Origin of the sequence: Mesorhizobium sp. C268A (assembly GCF_040324475.1) — a bacterium.
GTDB lineage: Bacteria > Pseudomonadota > Alphaproteobacteria > Rhizobiales > Rhizobiaceae > Mesorhizobium.
This window is the reverse complement of the sequence record NZ_JAMYVX010000001.1, coordinates 4632264-4649104: the sequence shown is the minus strand read 5'-3', so window position 1 is coordinate 4649104 and position 16841 is coordinate 4632264. Positions and strand designations below refer to the sequence as shown.

Below are 16841 nucleotides of genomic sequence, written 5' to 3'. Positions count from 1 at the left end.
GCCGTCGCCAAGGCCAAAGCCGACCGCTCGAATGTCGAGACTGTAGACCGCGTGTCTGAACTGGAAGACCTGGTGCGCGGTCTGGAAGCGGACAACGCGGCGCTCAAGGCTGAAAACGCAAAGTTCGCCGACATGTGGGTGCAGTATCAGCAAGGCGGCTTCGAAGCTGTGATCGCTGGCAAGGACGAAGAAATTCGCACCCTCAACGCCCGGCTGATCCAGGAGAGCGAAGACAAGGCCGGATGGATGAAGCGGGCAAAGGGGTGGCAGAAGCGCGCCACTGATCTCGGCTGGTCCGGCGACGTGGTCATTCCCCTTGATCCGCAATCTTCGGACGATGAGGTCATTTCCCTTGGCTGACGTGGCCGATCTCTTCAACAGGGTGCGGTCGTTTGGCGCAAACATTGTGCTGGACGGCAACTCCCTGCGGATCGTGAACCCGAAGAAGCTGCCTGCATCCGCGAAAACGTACATCACCAAGAACAGTCTGGCCGTCGCCGAATATCTGCGCTCGGACGAGAACATCGAATTCGAAGAGCGTGCCGCGATCGTTGAGTTTGAAGGTGGCACGCCTCGCGAATGGGCTGAACAGTTCGCCGGCTATCTGTCCCTGACCAAGCCGGCCGGGGTCTCGGAAATGGATTGGTCGTGGTTCCTGACGACATGCGGCCGGATGATTGACGAAGCGCCGGGAGCATCGGCATGAGCGCTCTCCCGCCTGCCCATCAACAGATATCGCTTCGTCCTCACCAAGTCAGGACAGAAGAGCTTTTGCGGCAGCGTATCCGCGAAGGCGCGCGTAGGATCATTCTGGTGGCGCCGACGGCGTTCGGAAAAACAGAGACCGCAATCGATCTTGTCACCAAGAACCAAGCCAAAAATTCTCGAGCCTGGTTCATCGTGGATCGCGTCACGCTGATCGACCAGACCAGCGAGCGTTTCGCAAAATACGGCATCGACCACGGCATTATCCAGGCCGATCACTGGCTGACCGATCCGACGAAGCCCGTGCAGGTGGCATCGGCGCAAACGATAGGGCGGCGCAAATATCTGGATAGCGAGCTGCCGAAGCTCATCATCGTCGATGAGGCTCATTGCGAATACCAATCAAATCTCGAACTGGTCGAGCGCGCGAAAGACTCCATCGTTGTCGGCCTGACCGCGACGCCGTTCACCGACGGTATGGCCGACCACTGGGACGCTCTCGTCAACGGCGCGACGACAAATCAACTCCTCGCCGACGGTTGGCTGACGCCGCTCAAGATCAAGGCGTGCGTCACGCCCGACATGAAGGGCGCGAAGAAGGCGTTTACCGGGGAGTACGATGAAACCGACGCCGGCCAGCGCGGGATAACAATCATCGGCGACGTGATCCATACATGGGTTCAACAGACACAAAAGCATTTCGGGGGTCCGGTGAAGACCCTCGTCTTCTCACCGTCCGTTGCCCACGGTGAAGAGCTTTGCCGGCAGTTCGCAGCGGCTGGGTTTAACTTTCAACAGATCAGCTATCTGGACGCCTCGGACAAAGAGCGGCGCGACAAAATCGAGGAATTCCGCAAGCCTGACAGCGCGATCGACGGTCTCGTTTCCTGCGCGGTGCTGACCAAAGGCTTCGACGTGCCTGACGTGATGTGCGGCATCTCCTGCCGACCCTACAGGAAATCCTTTTCATCCCATATCCAAGAGCTCGGGCGCGTGATGCGCATTTCCGAAGGCAAAGATTTCGGGCTGTGGCTAGATCACTCCGGCAACTGCATCACGTTCGCTGAAGACACTGCCTGGCTGTTCGAACATGGTGTCGACAGCCTGTCGAGCGCGCAAAAGAAGGACGGCGAAGCTCGGGAGCCCAACGAGAAAGTCAAACAGAAATACTTTTGCGGCGAATGCGGGCTTCAAATGGAGCCCCACCACGACAGCTGCCTTTCATGCGGATGGCAGCGGCCGAAGTATGGTGAAATCCAAGTCGTCGAGGGTGAGCTGATCGATGTCGATTTCAGCATCAAGAATGCCTTCGCGCCGCGCAAAGGTCTGCGCGCGAAATGCCTGGAAGATCCGAAGTCGATCTGGAACACGGCGCTCGCCTATTGCCTGTCCAATGGGCGCAAGGGGGAGGAATCGTCTCGCAAGTGGGCCTATGGCGTTTGGCGCGGCATCTACCCCGGCAGCAAGCTGCCCTATGGCCTGTTCGATGCGGCCTGCGAACACAGCCAGGTGAAGGTTGACGAGTGGCAGCTTGTCGAACGCGAAATCAAACGGTTCCGCAACAAGCCGAGGCGCGCCGCATGAGCATCGAAGACGCGATCGACGACGCATGCTCTTCGGTCGGCATCATTCCGCCAAAGGAACGCAGCTACGGCAAGTGGCTTCACACCGACACGCTGTCCGGGAAGAACGGCAAGGGCGACGGGCGCGTCATCATCAACGAAACACACGTCACGGCCTTCAACTGGCAAACCGGCGAGACTGTAACCGTCGGGATGGGTGGGGAGGTCGAGAAACGCGATCGGCAGAAAATCGCAAAGCAAATCGAGTTTTCAAAGCGCAAGAAGCAGGCCGACGCGGCACGCGCTGCCCGACTAGCGTCGGACATGATCGCCACGGCCAAGATCGCCGCGCACCCCTACCTGGCCGCGAAAGGGTTTCGTGACGAAAAGGCCATGGTGATCCGGGTGGAAGATGTGCGTCGGATCGGCGGCGATTACCTCGTGCCCGGTGCCGGCTGTTCTTCCGCGGTGGTCATACCGGCCCGCATCGGCGGCCAAGTGGCGTCTGCACAATTGATCTGGGAAGACGGCACCAAGAAGTTTCTTTTCGGCGGGGCCACATGGGGCGCTGCCCACCGGATCAGCACCGGCGTCGATACCTGGCTCTGTGAAGGCTATGCAACGGGCCTCTCCGTCCGCGCTGCTCTGCAGGGGATGAAAATCAAACCGACCGTCCTCTGCTGCTTCTCGGCGGCCAATATCGTCACTGTAGCTGGCCACAGCGGCGGGCGGGTTTTCATCGCGGCTGAGAATGACAAGCCGCTGAAGCAGTTCGATGGCCTCGGCGCCAGCGAATACTACGCCCGCAAAACGTCGCTGCCCTTTGGCATGCCGCCCGATATCGGGACGGACTTCAACGACCTTCACCAACGATCAAGCATCTTTGCCGTGCAGCGAGCCCTGACAGCCGTCATGGCGAGCGCAGCGCGCAAGAAAGGCACTTCATGAAAAAGGAACTCGACACCTCGAAAGCTTCTTTCAAACTTGACCTCATCGAGACAGCCAACGCGGACCCGGTGATGACTGCTGCCGACTTAAAACTGTTGGCCGCATATACGTCGGTCATGGAATGGCCTTCGGGTAAAGCATGGCTTTCCATCACGCTGGGTTGCGCAAAAACCGGACTGAGCGAACGGCAATATTGGACAAGCCGAACGCGTCTCGCTGGTAAGAATGAAGCCAAAAGGCCGTATATGATCGCTGCCAGCGGCGCCGGCACCGTTGACGCGTTCAAGCTGATCAATCCCTGGCGGGATGAAGCAATCGAGCACGTCGCGGCCATGACGGCTTTCCATCGAGAGCGCTTGAGGCAACAAAAAGCCAAGTCTCGGCTGAAAAAGAAAACGTCGCAAACAAGCGATGTGTCACTGCAGCCATTGCAGGGACATAACCCCGGTTGTCACTGCAAAATTTGCAGTCCTGTCACTGCAACCATTGCAGACAAGTACCCCTCAGATAGTACCCCAAGGAAAGAAGGGGCCGGTAAGAAGAGTCCTGGTTCGAACGTTCTGCCCTTCGGCAAGCGGAAGGCGTCGTGATGCAAACGCTCTCCCAGGCTGAGCTTGATGACGCGTACCATCGCGGAATCTTCGACTGTGATCAGGCGCTGGCCGATTACATCCGCCGGGCATTCAAGCTGCGGCAAGAGCAGATGGCTTGGAAGGGTGTGAGCCCGATCCTGTGGGACACGATCCGCGATGATCTGCATGACATGCTGGCCCAGGCTTTTCACGAATGCGAATTCAAGCACCTCGGACCGGAACGGTACGATCAACTGATGGACAGGCTATGGCAGCGCAACCTGGAGCAACAACCAGTATGACGAAAAGCAGGAACAGCAAGCTGACCGTTCCGAAGATGCGGAAAGGCGAGGCGGAACAGGCGAAGATTCGACGAGACCTCGGCCATGACTTCGCTGTCCAGAAGGACGATCACGGTCGCGACCGGCTCATTGCCGGCACCGCCGACGCAAGGCGCGTCTACGATGTCAGCAATGGCGGCTATATCAGCACGGGTGGCATAGCCCGAGTTCGCAATGTCGATCCCCTCAAGGGCATTTCGAGCCTGACATACAAGCAGCGGGAGGCCGGTACTCGCTATCGCGCTGACTTCGAACTGGCCACGCGCGAGGGCCTGAAGACCATGGGCATGGGCGAGCGCGTCGACGGCGGCCGATCCGGTGCGAGTGTCCCGGCCAAGCTGATCGACAATCACGCGGTGATGGCGCGGGCGCGGCAGGCGCTGGTCTATCCCGAGATCCTGGCTGTAATCGATGCGGTATGCGGTCTCGGGATGTCCATCAAGGAAGTCGCGCAGCGGGAGAACGTGGTCCGAGACATTCCCGCCCAGCTTTTGCGCATGGGTCTGGAACGTCTCGTTTTTCACTACGGGTCGCAGTCCGCAACCCGTCACAACAGTTGAAACGTGCCGTCACGTATGGTAGATATTCGAGCACGGTGACGAGTTGCGCCGGGAACCCGCCAAATTAGGCGGGTTTTTTGTTGGTTTCTTTCAGCTGCCTTTCGCTAGGCACCAGCGGTGTCATTCCATCGAAAGGCCGCGGCGAGACACGCAACAGCGCCTGGGTTAGCGCGCCATGCTCGTCGACGACGTTTTTGACGATCATGTTGACGGCCTTTTCCTCGCCATCAGGTGCGCCATACTGCTCCACCATGACGTGGAAATAGATGGGCTTATCTGCCACGCGATGCGGGTGCCATTCGCCTTGCCGGAGCGCCAACGCTTGGCAAGCGAGTCCGATGGATCGAGGTATTTCAACCGGGCGGTTGTCTTCACGGCGTTCGCCGCGCTCATAGTTTTCGACGGACCCGCGCGATATGCCGAGGGCATCGGCCGCTTGCTGCTGGCTGAAGCCGAGATCAGACCGCCAGGCTTTGAATTCTTCAGGTGTCATGCTATATCTCCGATCACAGGAGGTGGAGAGCTTTCCCCTTCGGTGGGTGCCGGGTTTCCCCGACACCCTGTGGCCTCTAGCTGAAGTAAAGGGTCAAGGTTACCGGCCCGACCTTTATCCTCAGCGTCCACCGCCGAAGTCTCATTTGCTCTCCACCTCCTTTCAGTTCCCGGCTGGTATCTGCCGGTGATTTGTTATCGCATATTCGTACTCAGTACGCAACAACAATCTGCATACACAGTACGAATTTTCAAGCCGCCTCAGGTCCAACCGGGCGGCTGCGCTTTTAGAGGTGCGGCGCACCTACGAATCGCTGGGTAGCTCCTGCCTGCGCTTTGGCTGGATAGGCGGGGAGTTAAGCCTTATCAGCTGACCGGCCGCAAAATTCCTGGCAAATTCTTCGTTCTCGAAAAGATGCTGGGTGGTTTCGCCGTTCTCAAAGATCTGCACCGCCCATTGGCCGTCGATCCTTTCGACACGAACACCATTTGTACTCTCGTCCACGGTCGCCACTCCCAAACACGAGCCCCAACGAACCATTTCAGTCGCAAGGTTCAAACGTATAATTCCGCATGCGCTCAGACCGCAAGGTGCCTCAATGCCCGCAACAGAGCTGACCCCGAAGCAAGCGCGCTTCATCGAAGAATTCATGATCGACCTCAACGCCACACAGGCGGCAAAGCGGGCCGGCTACAGCGAATTGACAGCCCAGGTGCAGGGATCGCGCCTATTATCGAATGTTATGGTTGGCGAGGCCATCGCTGCGCGGCAAGCAGCCATCGCTGAAAAGCTCGGCGTCACTCAGGAACGCATCGTGGCCGAGCTGGCGAAGATTGCCTTTTCCGATATTCGCAAGGCGGTGCAGTGGGGCCGCAGCCCGATCGACACGGAATCGGAGAACGCCAAGCCGAATGGTCTCGGCATCTATCCGGTCGAGTTGGTCGGCAGCGACAAGATTGACGACGACACGGCCGCCGCGGTGTCCGAGGTTTCGCTCACCCAAACCGGTATCAAGATCAAGATGCACGACAAGAAGTCGGCGCTGGTCGACCTGGGCAAGCATCTCGGCATGTTCAAGGAACGCGTCGAGCTCACTGGCAAGGACGGCGCTGCGCTCGTCCCCGTGGTCAATGTCCGCCTCCGCAGCCGCAGCTGAAATCAATCTCGACCTGCACGAGAAGCAGGCGCTGGCATTCGAGACGGAAGCAACCGAAGCGCTCTATGGCGGTGCTGCTGGTGGTGGCAAGTCGCACCTGATGCGCGCGGCCGCCATCACGTGGTGCGCCGAAATCCCAGGCCTTCAGGTCTATCTCTTCCGCCGCATCCGCGACGACTTGATCAAGAACCACATGGAAGGCCCGCAAGGGTTTCGCCAGATGCTCGCCGGCTGGGTGGAATGCGGGTTCGTCACCATCGTCGAGGATGAAATTCGGTTCTGGAACGGATCGAGGATCTACCTTTGCCACTGCAAGGACGAGAAGGACCGTTTCAAATATCAGGGCGCTGAAATCCATGTGCTGCTGATCGACGAGCTGACCCACTTCACCGAAGTGATTTACCGATTCCTCCGCAACCGCGTGCGCATGGTCGGGATCAAGGTTCCACCGCAATACGCCGGCCGGTTCCCGCGCATCCTGTGTGGTGCCAATCCGGGCGGCATTGGTCACCAGTTCGTCAAGGCAACATTCATTGACGGCGTGCTGCCGCTGAAGGTGTACAAGGCCGAAGTCAGCGAAGGCGGCATGCAGCGTCAGTTCATCCCTGCGCAGCTCGAAGACAACCCGTCGATGAACGACAACGATCCCGGCTATGAAAGCCGGCTGATGGGTCTCGGTTCGGAAAGCCTGGTGCGCGCAATGCGCTATGGCGATTGGGATGTGGTCGAGGGCGCCTATTTCGACAACTTCGAACGACGCCGGCATGTCATCAAACCGTTCGCCATCCCCGACCAATGGACACGCTTCAGGGCGGGCGATTGGGGCAGCGCCAAGCCGTTCTCTTTCGGGTGGTATGCGGTAGCGTCCGACGACACGATAGTGCCGTCTGGCGTGGCTGGCGCGCCCGGCATCGTCATTGCGCGCGGCGCGCTCATCAAGTACCGCGAATGGTATGGCGTGAAGATCGACAAATCGGGCCGCTATCTGCCCAACACTGGTCTGAAGCTGCATGCCGAAGCAGTCGGCGCCGGTGTCCGGCAGCGCGATTATGACGACACCATTAGCTATGGCGTGCTTGACCCTGCTGCCTTCAGCCAGGACGGCGGGCCATCTCTCGCCGAGCGCATGGCTAACGGGACCAACTCCAACGGATCGACCTTCCGACGCGCCGACAACAAGCGAACGGCTGGACGCGGTGCCATGGGCGGCTGGGACCAGTTGCGCGGCCGACTGACTGGCGACGAGGACGGCCGGGCGATGCTGTTCTTCTTCGAAACCTGCATCCACACAATTCGAACACTGCCGGCGCTGCAGCACGACGAGGCGAACCCGGAAGACGTCAACAGCGACCAGGAAGACCATGCGGCCGACGAGACGCGCTACGCGTGCATGTCGCGGCCTTGGGCGGCCAAGACCAAGACGCCGGCTCCCAAGGTGCCGCAAGGCCATGTCCAGCTTCCCGGCGTGCCTGACGACGGCAACGGGCGTCGAAGGATTCGCATATGATCAACGACACTGATGACGAGATCGACAGCACCGCAGATGATGCGGTCGACCCGTCGCTGAAGCCGAAGGCCTCCAAGGGCTGGCTGAAGCTGATCACCGATCAGGAGAAGGCCGGCTTTGCCGACTATCAGACACGGTGCACCAACATCCAGAAGCGATATGCCGATCTGGAGCGCCTGGCCAACGTCACCCGCGACCGCGAGTTTCAAATCTTCTGGGCCAATATCGAGGTCCTGAAGCCTTCCATGTTTTCCCGCCCTCCGGTTCCGGTGGTCGCGCCGCGCTTTCAGGACAGGCGACCGCTCCCGCGCACGGCATCGGAGCTTGTCGAGCGCTCGACGGCGGTCACGTTCGATCGGCAGAACATCGACGGCGTGATGCGCCTGGTGCGCGACGACCTGGCCACGATTGCGCGCGGCTGCATGTGGATCCGGTACGAGACCAAGAGCCGAGAGAACGGCTACACCGAAACCGTCTGCATCGAGCACAAGAACCGTCGCGACTTCGTGCACGATCCCGCCCGAAACTGGAAGGAAGTGGACTGGGTCGCCGGCGGCGCATGGATGACGCGCAAAGAGATGCGCAAGCGCTTCAAGGCGACGTCGGGCAACGCCTATCAGGATGCCGAGTTCGCCAAGCGCAAGGACGACAAGAACAACACCGACGGCAAGCTGAAGGCGCGCGTCTGGGAACTGTGGTCGAAGTCCGAAAACAAGGTGGTGTGGCTGTCGCCAGGCGTTGATGTGGTGCTGGACGAGGGAGCGCCGCACCTGACGCTGGAAAACTTCTTCCCGTGTCCGCAGCCGGCCTATGGCACGTTGCAGCCGGAGAGCCTTATCCCGGTTCCCGATTACGTCTTCTACAAAGACCAGATCGAGGAAATCAACGACATCACCAACCGCATTTCGGCATTGACCGAAGCGCTTCAGGTGCGTGGTTTCTATCCGGCCGGCGCCGGCGAAATCGGCGATGCGATCGAGGCCGCGGTTAAGGCGCGCGATCCGCGCCAGATCATGGTTCCGGTCAGCAATTGGGCTGCTTTCGGCAATGGATCGGCCAAGGACACGATTGTCTGGCTGCCGACCGACATGGTGGCGTCGACCATCACGCAGCTGATCGCCCTTCGTAAGCAGCTTATCGAGGACATTTACCAGATCAGCGGCCTGTCCGACATCATGCGGGGCGAGAGCAACCCGAACGAGACGCTCGGCGCGCAGCAGATCAAGACGCAATACGGCTCTGTTCGCATCCGCGACCGGCAGAACGAGTTGGTGCGCATCGCTCGCGACGCGGCGCGCATCATCGCCGAGGTGATGGCAGAGAATTTCCAGTCGAAGACGCTGCTGGAAATGAGCCAGATGGAACTGCCGAGCGATGCCGATATCGCCAAGCAGGTAAAGCCGCTGGAGGCCCAGGCCAAGAGCATCGAGAAGGAATTGCAGGGCGCGTCGAGCGATCCTGAAGTCGCCGCGATGGCGAAGCAGAACCCGGAAGCCGCACAGCAGATCATGCAGCAGGCTCAGGGCCAGATTGCCCAGATCGCCAAGCAGGTCGAGGAGCTGAAAAAGACCGTCACCATCGACCAGGTTATGGACTTCCTGCACGATCAGAAAATCCGGCCGTTCAGTCTCGACATCGAGACCGACAGCACCATCCAGCCCGACGAGAATGCCGAGAAGCAGCGCCGCAGCGAGTTCCTGACGGCGCTTGCTGGTACGCTCGCCCAGCTTGGCCCGATGGTGCAGGCGCAACCTGAGACGGCTCCCTTTGCTGCCGAGGTGCTGAAATTCGCCATGGCGCCGTTCCGCCCCGGTCGCAGCATGGATGCGACGATCGACGAGTTCGCCGAGCAAATGAAGGCGATGGGTTCCCAGCCTAGGCCGGATCCCAGTGCAGGTAAGGCCGAAGCTGACGCCAAGGCCAACGAAGGCAAGATGGCGGTGGAAAAGGCCAAGTCTGACGCCGCAATGGCCAAGTCACAAAGCGACGCGGAAATCGCAAGGACCAAGGCGGAGGCCGATATCGCCCGGATCAACGCCGATGCCGCGCAAAAGCAGCGCGAGGCCGATATCCGCATCCGCGAGATCGAGGCCAACTCGGCCGCCGCAGCTCAGAAGCACGAGCAGGACATGCAGAAGGGTCAGCTCGAAATCGAAAAGCTGCGTCTTCAGGTGCTCGGCCAAGCGCAGAAGAACGCCGCGCCTCAGCCAGCTGCTGCTCAACTTTGAAAAGGACAACACCATGCCAGTCAGTGCTGATGAACTCTGCCGGGGCGGGATGTCATATCCGGTGGCGGTCGAAGTAGCCCGCCAGATGAATGCTGGCCTCACCAATGGCAACGTCGACCGGCTTATGTCCGTTGGGGTGCCTGGCGAGCAGGCAAAGGAACTGGCCAAGCAGATCAACGCCGGTGTCTTCGATGCGCACAAGCTTGCTTTAAGCAATGTGAACCCGGGCGTCGCAACTCTGCTGAAGCGGACCAGCGGCCTGTGATGGCTTACACGTGGATCAATCTCGGCGACGGCCGGCAGGTTTTCCGCAAGGTGGATACCACCAAGCCGAAGCGCTCGCATCTATCGGCGCCAATGATCAATTCGGACACCATGTCCGAAGTCCAGTCGATGCACGACGGCAAGGTCTACACCTCGAAATCGGCTCTTCGCGCGACTTACCGCGCCGCCGGGCTCGAGGAAGTTGGCAACGATCCGTCACGGCTGCGGCCCCGCAAGCGTCCGAAGATCGACCGTAAGGCGATTAAAGAAACAGTGCTGAAAGCAAAAGCCCGATTTGACCGCGGCGAACGGGTCCGGGCGCCGTGATCAGCGCCGGCCTCGCCAACGCGATCGAGGCATCATTCAAAGGCAGTCGCCTCGATATTGGCCAGCAGGCGGTCTTGTGTGTCGCCATGCTTGAAGGCGCGCTGTCCCTGACCATCCCGAACGACATCCGGGCGAAGATGGAAGAGAAATTGCTGCGCGGCATCACGCGCGAGCACATCGACCAGGCGCTGGAATTGATGCGCCAGGACCACCAGTAACCAGCAATCCCTCAGACGGAGCAATCCCATGGAAGACTTGAACGGAGGCGCTTCGGCGCCCGCCGAAATCTCGACTGTTGCCGACGACGTGCAGACGCCGAATCCGATCAGCACTGAACCAAACACAGCCGAGCCCAAGCCGGAACCGGAAGCGAAGAAGGCGCCGACCGCTCGCGAAGCGCTGAAGGCAGCGGCCGAAAAGGTCAATGAGAAGGCCAAGGCCGAAGAGACCGACACCGGCAAGAAACCGGTGGAGCCCAAGCCGGGCGAGAAGACTGCTGACAAGGCCGACAAGACGCTTCCCGATCCGAAGCCGACCAAGGACCCGAACACCACCCAGCAGCCTGCTAAGCCGGCAGAGGCAGCCAGGACCGAGCCCGGCAAGCCTGCCACTCAAACCAGCCACGCCGAGGCTCCCGCGCGCTTCAAGAGCGACGCCGCTGCGATGGCAGAATGGGAGAAGGCACCCGAGCCGGTCAAGGCCGCTGTGCACCGGTCATTTCGCGAGTTGGAAGCCGGGATCGAGAAGCACCGCGTGGCGGCCGAGGCCTTTGAGCAGGTCCGCGACTTCAACGAACTCGCCAAGAAAAACAACACGACCATGCGCGATGCGATGACGCGCTACACCAATCTGGAGCGGACGCTACTCTCGGACCCGCTGAAGGGCATTGAAGCCGTCTGCGACTATGCCGGCATATCGCTTCGCCAGCTCGCTGCGCATGTCATGGGCCAGAAGCCAGACGAGGTGCAGGGCCAGAACGACGCCACCATCCAGCAACTCAAGCGCGAGATCGAGACCCTCAAGCATAGCGTCGGCGGCGTGACCAGCACGATGCAGCAGCAGCATGTCGCAACGATCGACGCCCAGGTGCAGAAATTCGCGGCTGACAATCCCCGTTTTGAGGACCTGGCCGAAGACATCGCCTTTTTCCTGAAATCAGGCAAAACCGCCGATCTGGCCGAAGCTTACAAGCTCGCGGAAATGCTCAATCCCGACCCGGCCGCATCGACAACCACAGTTTCAGCAGCGCCTCAGACGCGCACCGCTCAAGACCCTCAGGCTCAGACCCTGAAGGGCCAGAAATCCATCACAGGCGCGCCCTCGGCTGGCTCAGACCCGGCAACGAAGCGGGCTTCCACCTCAATCAAGGATTCGCTCCGCCGAGCTGTCGCTCAGGCCGGGTGATCCCCGTCATAAAGGAGGGCCGACATGGCTCTTACTTCCGTAGAAAAGAACCAGGAGATTTTGTCTCTGGCGCTTGAGGACCGTGCCTCGGGTTACCAGGACCTGGTCTCCAATTCCAACGCCTTGCTCAACGTGCTGAAGCGCAAGGGCAAGTTCAAGGAATACTCCGGCGCGAAGATCCGCCAGCGCCTGCTTTACACCAAGACGGGTTCGGCGGTCTGGTATAACGGCTTCGACTTCCTCAACCCGGTTCCGGCCGAGTTGTTCAACGACGCCGAATACTCGCCGAAAATGTGCGCCGTCGCCGTCACTCTCGCCAACGAGGACATCCTCAACAACGAGGGCGAAAACCAGCTCATGGATATTCTGGAGTCTCACATCGAGGCTGCGGAAGGTGAGCTGCAGGACGAGGTTGATATCTCGCTCCACGGCAATGGCACCCGCTTCGGTGGCAAGGAACTGGGCGGCCTCCAGTTGGCCGTTCCAACGGTGGTCAACTCCGGCGTCTATGCCGGCATCGATCGCGGCGCCAATGCGATCTGGCGCACTTCGGTGTTCGACGCGAATTCTGCCTTCCCGGCTATCGGAACGCAGGTCACGGCGACCACCATCCGCCCGATGCTCAACTCGATCATGACGCAGCGCTCGCGTGGCACCAGGGCCGCCGATCTCCTGCTGATGTCGCCGGAGCATTACGCGGCCTATGACGCGGCCACCGTGGCAATCCAGCGCGTCAACGATGTTTCTGGGCTTGGCAAGCTCGGCTTCACGTCGCTGAAATACTTCGGCGCCGGTCGCTCCGCTGAAATCGTCCAGGAAGGCGGCATCGGCTCCAACATGCCGGCGAACACGACCTATGGTCTGGACACCGACACGCTCTGGCTCCGCTACCACCCGGAACGCAACTTCAACAAGATCGGCAAATCCATGATGCCGATCAATCAGGACGCGAATGTCCAGTACATCGGCTTCATGGGCGAGCTGACGATGAACAATCCGCTGTTCCAGTGGAAGCTCATCGACAGCAACCCGGCCGCGTAAAGGAGAGGATCCACAAAATGGCTTACGTTCCTCACACTCCGCACCTCGGCCTCCCGCCGATCGCCGCAACGCTCCCGGCCTCTACGGCGGCCGGGCGCTCCACTCCTGGCCCTTGGCTGGGTCAGATCATCCAGGCGCAAGATCCGGTCTACGGCGTCGGCGAGTTCATCTATCTCGCTGGCGTCGCCACCACCGGTGTCGGCTCGTGGGTGCTCTACAATCCTGACGACTGGTCGACGGTGCTCCTCGGCCCCGACATGATCGGTTCCGTTGCAGTCGCCATGTCCGCGAATGTCGCCAGCCAGTTCGGTTGGTATCAGATCAAGGGCAAGGCGATCGGCAAGGCTCTGGTCGGCTTCCTCGACAATGCCAACGTCTACGCCACGGCAACGGCCGGCAGCGTTGACGATGCTGTTGTCGCTGGCGACCGCGTCAAGAACGCCAAGGGCGCTTCTGCGGTCGGCGTACCGTCTGCCGGTCTCGCCGAGTTCGAGATCGATCGGCCGTACGTCGACGACGCTCTGGCCGCGTAACCCGGCCATTCCAACAGGACACTGAAACGGGGGCTTCGGCTCCCGTTTTTCTTTGCACCCTCTCAGACAGGAGTTTCGCCATGAGCGCGAACCAGAACATCGTCAACGTCGTTTTCCGAAATCATGTCATCCCCAACGAACAGGCCAGCAGGTCAGCCGGCCGGCCGATCTTCACCGATATGGAGGTCTGCGACCTTTCATTCCCGGCAAACCGCCAGACCAAGGCGACCTATCCGGCCCATGATGCCGAACCGAACGCCACGCGCGAGAGCATTGCGGCCGGCGGCGGTCTCGTCACCTATGCGCAGCTTTACAACAAGCAGTATCTGGCCTTCAAAGACGGCACCTCTCAACCGCTCTCCGGCACGCCGCTGTCCGAAGCACCGTTCCTGAAGGAAGGCAAGCGCCGCGAACTGAAGGCGCTGGGCGTCCACACAGTCGAGCAGCTGGCTTCCCTGGACGGAACCCCGCTGAAGCAGCTCGGCATGGGCGGCCGCGAACTGAAGAACCAGGCGCAGGCCTATCTGGACAACGCGGCCGGCAGCGCCGACATCGTCAACCTCGCGGCTCAGGTCGCGGCCCTGACCCAGCAGTTGGCGGATGAACGCCGGCTGCGCGAGGAGTTCATGCAGGCAGGAAAGCCACTGGAGGGCGCCACCGCGACGGCCAAAGATACCGCCGCCGACGATGAACCTGGCGACGAGGACGAGGAAACCAGCGAGGAGCAGGACGGCGACGAAGAGACCAAGCAGACCACGCCGCCAAGCGCTGCCGAGATCGAGGCCATGGATGATGAAGCCCTGAAGGTCTACATCGCCAAGGAAACGGGCTCGCGCCCGCGCGGCAATCCGAACCACGACACCTTGGTCGCTGCGGCCAAGGAACTGGCGATGGTGGACTGATCCCAATGACGATCCTCAGCGTCGTCAAGGATGTCTGCACGGTCATCGGTTTGACCGTGCCGACGGCTGTCTTTTCATCGACAGATCGTGAGCACGTTGAATTGCAGTCGCTCGCGAACGAGATGGCGCAGAGGATCGCATTCGACACACGGGACTGGACGAAACTCAAGACGCTTGCCACGCTCACCGGCGACGGCGTTTCGACCGGCCTCAATCTCCCGGCCGATTACCAGCGCATGCTGAAGAAAGCGCGCGTCTGGCCATCAGCAAGCCCATATACATCGCTCACGCACTATCCCGACAGTGACGAGTGGCTGGGCCTGGCGGTGGAGAATTTTCAGATCCTCGTCGGCGCCTGGACGATGATCGGCGATCAGATCCAGATCAAACCCGCGATCCCCAACCTTGCCACGGCGCAATTCTATTACCTGACCAACAAAATCGTGAAGGACAAGGACGGCGCCACAAAAGCAGCTTTCACGGGTGACGATGACGTGTTCCGGCTCGACGAGCGCGTTTTGAAGCTCGGCATGATTTGGCAATGGAAGGCCAACAAGGGGCAGTCCTATTCCGAGGACATGGCGACATACGAGGATGCCATCGCGGTGTCAGCCGGTGCCGACAAGGGCTCCAACATCCTGGCCGTCGGTGGCCACCGCTCGACGATCGATGCTGACTTTGCCTTCCCTGGAGTGATCACGCCATGAGGGCCGGCTTCAGGCGCGTTCCTGTTGCGGCCCAATCGCAGCAGCGCCACAGCACGCTCACATTTCCAGCACCGATCCGGGGCAAGATTTCGAACGAAAACCTCGCTGCATCGAAGCCGCAGGGTGCCCGCGTCCTCGAGAACTGGTTTCCGACGACAACCGGCATCCGATTGCGTGGCGGCGAGAAGAAGAAGGCGACGATCGGCACTACCGCAGTGGTCAGCATGATGTCGTATGACGCCTCGCCGGGCCGCTTCATGTTCGCGGCGGATGGCACGAAGATTTTCGATGTCACGAACCCTGCAAACCCCAATGTAGCGCCGGCTCCCGTCGTCTCCGGGCTGACCAGCGGTTATTTCTCCTATGTGCAGTTCGAGACCGCTGGCGGCGACTATCTGTCGGCGGTGAACGGCACGGACAGCATGCGCCAATTCGACGGCACGGCATGGACCACGGTGGCCGCGCTGGGCACCATTGCCACGAACAAGCTCTCGCACGTCTGGACCTATCGCAACCGCGAATTCTTCATCCAAAAAAACAGCCTTACGGCGTGGTTTCTACCAGTCGACACCATTACCGGCGCCGCCGTCGATCTCTCACTGGCCGGTGTCTTCCAGAAGGGCGGATCGCTGCTTTTTGGCGGCACCTGGTCGCTTGATGCCGGCGACGGTGTCGACGACAAATGCGTGTTCGTTTCGACCAAGGGCGAGGTAGCGGTCTACGAGGGTGCAAACCCCGCCGATCCGAATGACTGGTCGCTCGTCGGCCGCTATGACATGTCGCCGCCGCGGGGCAAGCGCGCAGTGATGCAAGCCGGTGGCGAACTGCTGATCGGCATGGATGATGGTATCATTCCGATTTCCCAAGCCATCCAGAAAGACCGAGCGGCGCTTTCGATGATCAGCGTTTCGCGCAACATCGAGCCGGACTGGCGCAGGGAAGCTGCAGCTCGCGCCAACCTGCCTTGGGAAATCCTGAAGTGGCCGCTGTTCAACATGGCAATCGTCTCGCTGCCGGCGGATGTCGGACAGGATGCGAGGTGCTTCGTCGTCAACCTGCAAACCGGTGCATGGGCGGACTACACAGGCTGGGATACGCGATGCCTGGTCCTGCATGACGGCTGGGCGTATTTCGGGACGTCGGACGGCAAGATCATGCAGTGCGAGGTCAGCGGCAGTGATGACGGCTCGCCTTATACCTGCACCTATGTTGGCCTGTTCGATCACATGAAGTCGCCGGCGCGGAGCAAGATCGTTCACATGGCGCGGACGGTCTTCCTGGCCAGCCGGAAGTTCATCGCCAAGCTCTCGGTTTCCAAGGACTATCAGGTCTCGCTGCCGTCGGCGCCGTCGTCGGTTGCCGACGATGTCGTTTTCGATGAATGGGATCTGGGCCTCTGGGATGTTGCGAAGTGGGACGCCAGCGCAACGAAGACGGTTGCCACGAAATGGGTCTCTGTCGGCCTGACGGGCTTTGCCATCGCGCCTCAAGTGCAGGTGACCTGTGGTGTGACGCCGAGGCCTGATGCCGAGCTCGTCGCGATCGACATGACCTATGAAGTCGGTTCGGTGGTCGTTTGAAACTGATTTTC

Annotated in this window: 21 protein-coding genes; 19 read left to right on the top strand and 2 right to left on the bottom strand. The window is 60.5% G+C overall.

What is annotated here, in order from left to right:
• The first annotated feature begins 51 nt into the window (after positions 1-51).
• Genes NKL06_RS22690 through NKL06_RS22660 form a run of 7 tightly spaced genes read left to right on the top strand, consistent with a single transcriptional unit; the run spans position 52 to position 4688 of the window.
• Positions 52-360: a hypothetical protein gene (locus tag NKL06_RS22690; protein ID WP_210164280.1), complete on the top strand. Its 309-nt coding sequence runs from the start codon at positions 52-54 to the stop codon at positions 358-360.
• Positions 353-706, top strand: a complete 354-nt coding sequence (locus NKL06_RS22685; protein ID WP_023691783.1) for a hypothetical protein — start codon at positions 353-355, stop codon at positions 704-706. The genes NKL06_RS22690 and NKL06_RS22685 overlap by 8 nt, the downstream gene beginning before the upstream one ends.
• On the top strand, positions 703-2289 hold the full coding sequence (locus NKL06_RS22680) for a DEAD/DEAH box helicase (RefSeq protein WP_084567694.1): 1587 nt from the start codon (positions 703-705) through the stop codon (positions 2287-2289). The genes NKL06_RS22685 and NKL06_RS22680 overlap by 4 nt, the downstream gene beginning before the upstream one ends.
• Positions 2286-3215 (top strand): primase/helicase family protein, encoded by a 930-nt coding sequence (locus tag NKL06_RS22675; protein WP_023691785.1) that lies wholly within the window; start codon positions 2286-2288, stop codon positions 3213-3215. Before NKL06_RS22680 ends, NKL06_RS22675 begins: the two co-directional genes overlap by 4 nt.
• On the top strand, positions 3212-3805 hold the full coding sequence (locus NKL06_RS22670; protein ID WP_023691786.1) for a hypothetical protein: 594 nt from the start codon (positions 3212-3214) through the stop codon (positions 3803-3805). The genes NKL06_RS22675 and NKL06_RS22670 overlap by 4 nt, the downstream gene beginning before the upstream one ends.
• A complete protein-coding gene (locus NKL06_RS22665) occupies positions 3805-4089 on the top strand; it encodes a hypothetical protein (RefSeq protein WP_023691787.1) in 285 nt (94 codons plus the stop codon). The genes NKL06_RS22670 and NKL06_RS22665 overlap by 1 nt, the downstream gene beginning before the upstream one ends.
• Positions 4056-4688: a DUF6456 domain-containing protein gene (locus NKL06_RS22660; protein WP_245267085.1), complete on the top strand. Its 633-nt coding sequence runs from the start codon at positions 4056-4058 to the stop codon at positions 4686-4688. The genes NKL06_RS22665 and NKL06_RS22660 overlap by 34 nt, the downstream gene beginning before the upstream one ends.
• 64 nt (positions 4689-4752) lie before the next feature.
• Here NKL06_RS22660 and NKL06_RS22655 read toward each other — a convergent pair whose 3' ends face one another.
• Together NKL06_RS22655 and NKL06_RS22650 are read right to left on the bottom strand one after the other, a co-directional pair.
• Positions 4753-5181, bottom strand: coding sequence for a helix-turn-helix domain-containing protein (locus NKL06_RS22655; protein WP_023691789.1), 429 nt, complete (start codon positions 5179-5181; stop codon positions 4753-4755).
• A 303-nt stretch (positions 5182-5484) separates the two neighbouring features.
• Positions 5485-5685 carry a hypothetical protein gene (locus NKL06_RS22650; protein WP_245266144.1) on the bottom strand — a complete coding sequence of 67 codons (201 nt, stop codon included), beginning with the start codon at positions 5683-5685 and terminating at the stop codon, positions 5485-5487.
• Between the two features lie 145 nt (positions 5686-5830).
• Here NKL06_RS22650 and NKL06_RS22645 point away from each other — a divergent pair, with 145 nt between their 5' ends.
• From NKL06_RS22645 to NKL06_RS22590, 12 genes are all read left to right on the top strand, one after another.
• Positions 5831-6337: a terminase small subunit gene (locus NKL06_RS22645; protein ID WP_245260945.1), complete on the top strand. Its 507-nt coding sequence runs from the start codon at positions 5831-5833 to the stop codon at positions 6335-6337.
• Positions 6312-7844 (top strand): terminase large subunit domain-containing protein, encoded by a 1533-nt coding sequence (locus tag NKL06_RS22640; RefSeq protein ID WP_031210394.1) that lies wholly within the window; start codon positions 6312-6314, stop codon positions 7842-7844. Before NKL06_RS22645 ends, NKL06_RS22640 begins: the two co-directional genes overlap by 26 nt.
• A complete protein-coding gene (locus NKL06_RS22635; protein ID WP_023691793.1) occupies positions 7841-10072 on the top strand; it encodes a hypothetical protein in 2232 nt (743 codons plus the stop codon). Before NKL06_RS22640 ends, NKL06_RS22635 begins: the two co-directional genes overlap by 4 nt.
• A gap of 13 nt (positions 10073-10085) precedes the next feature.
• Positions 10086-10337, top strand: coding sequence for a hypothetical protein (locus NKL06_RS22630; protein ID WP_156939134.1), 252 nt, complete (start codon positions 10086-10088; stop codon positions 10335-10337).
• Positions 10338-10387: 50 nt separating this feature from the next.
• On the top strand, positions 10388-10663 hold the full coding sequence (locus tag NKL06_RS22625; RefSeq protein ID WP_156939135.1) for a hypothetical protein: 276 nt from the start codon (positions 10388-10390) through the stop codon (positions 10661-10663).
• Positions 10660-10881: a hypothetical protein gene (locus NKL06_RS22620; RefSeq protein WP_023691796.1), complete on the top strand. Its 222-nt coding sequence runs from the start codon at positions 10660-10662 to the stop codon at positions 10879-10881. The genes NKL06_RS22625 and NKL06_RS22620 overlap by 4 nt, the downstream gene beginning before the upstream one ends.
• Positions 10882-10909: 28 nt before the next feature.
• Positions 10910-12067 (top strand): hypothetical protein, encoded by a 1158-nt coding sequence (locus NKL06_RS22615; RefSeq protein WP_023691797.1) that lies wholly within the window; start codon positions 10910-10912, stop codon positions 12065-12067.
• 24 nt (positions 12068-12091) lie between these two features.
• Entirely contained in the window at positions 12092-13108 is a 1017-nt protein-coding gene (locus tag NKL06_RS22610) for a phage major capsid protein (RefSeq protein ID WP_023691798.1), read from the top strand.
• Between the two features lie 17 nt (positions 13109-13125).
• Positions 13126-13641, top strand: coding sequence for a hypothetical protein (locus NKL06_RS22605; RefSeq protein WP_023691799.1), 516 nt, complete (start codon positions 13126-13128; stop codon positions 13639-13641).
• Positions 13642-13721: 80 nt separating this feature from the next.
• Complete coding sequence (locus tag NKL06_RS22600) at positions 13722-14543, top strand: hypothetical protein (RefSeq protein ID WP_023691800.1); 822 nt, start codon at positions 13722-13724, stop codon at positions 14541-14543.
• A 5-nt stretch (positions 14544-14548) separates the two neighbouring features.
• On the top strand, positions 14549-15250 hold the full coding sequence (locus tag NKL06_RS22595; protein WP_023691801.1) for a phage adaptor protein: 702 nt from the start codon (positions 14549-14551) through the stop codon (positions 15248-15250).
• Positions 15247-16830: a hypothetical protein gene (locus NKL06_RS22590; protein WP_023691802.1), complete on the top strand. Its 1584-nt coding sequence runs from the start codon at positions 15247-15249 to the stop codon at positions 16828-16830. Before NKL06_RS22595 ends, NKL06_RS22590 begins: the two co-directional genes overlap by 4 nt.
• The last annotated feature ends 11 nt before the right edge of the window (positions 16831-16841 follow it).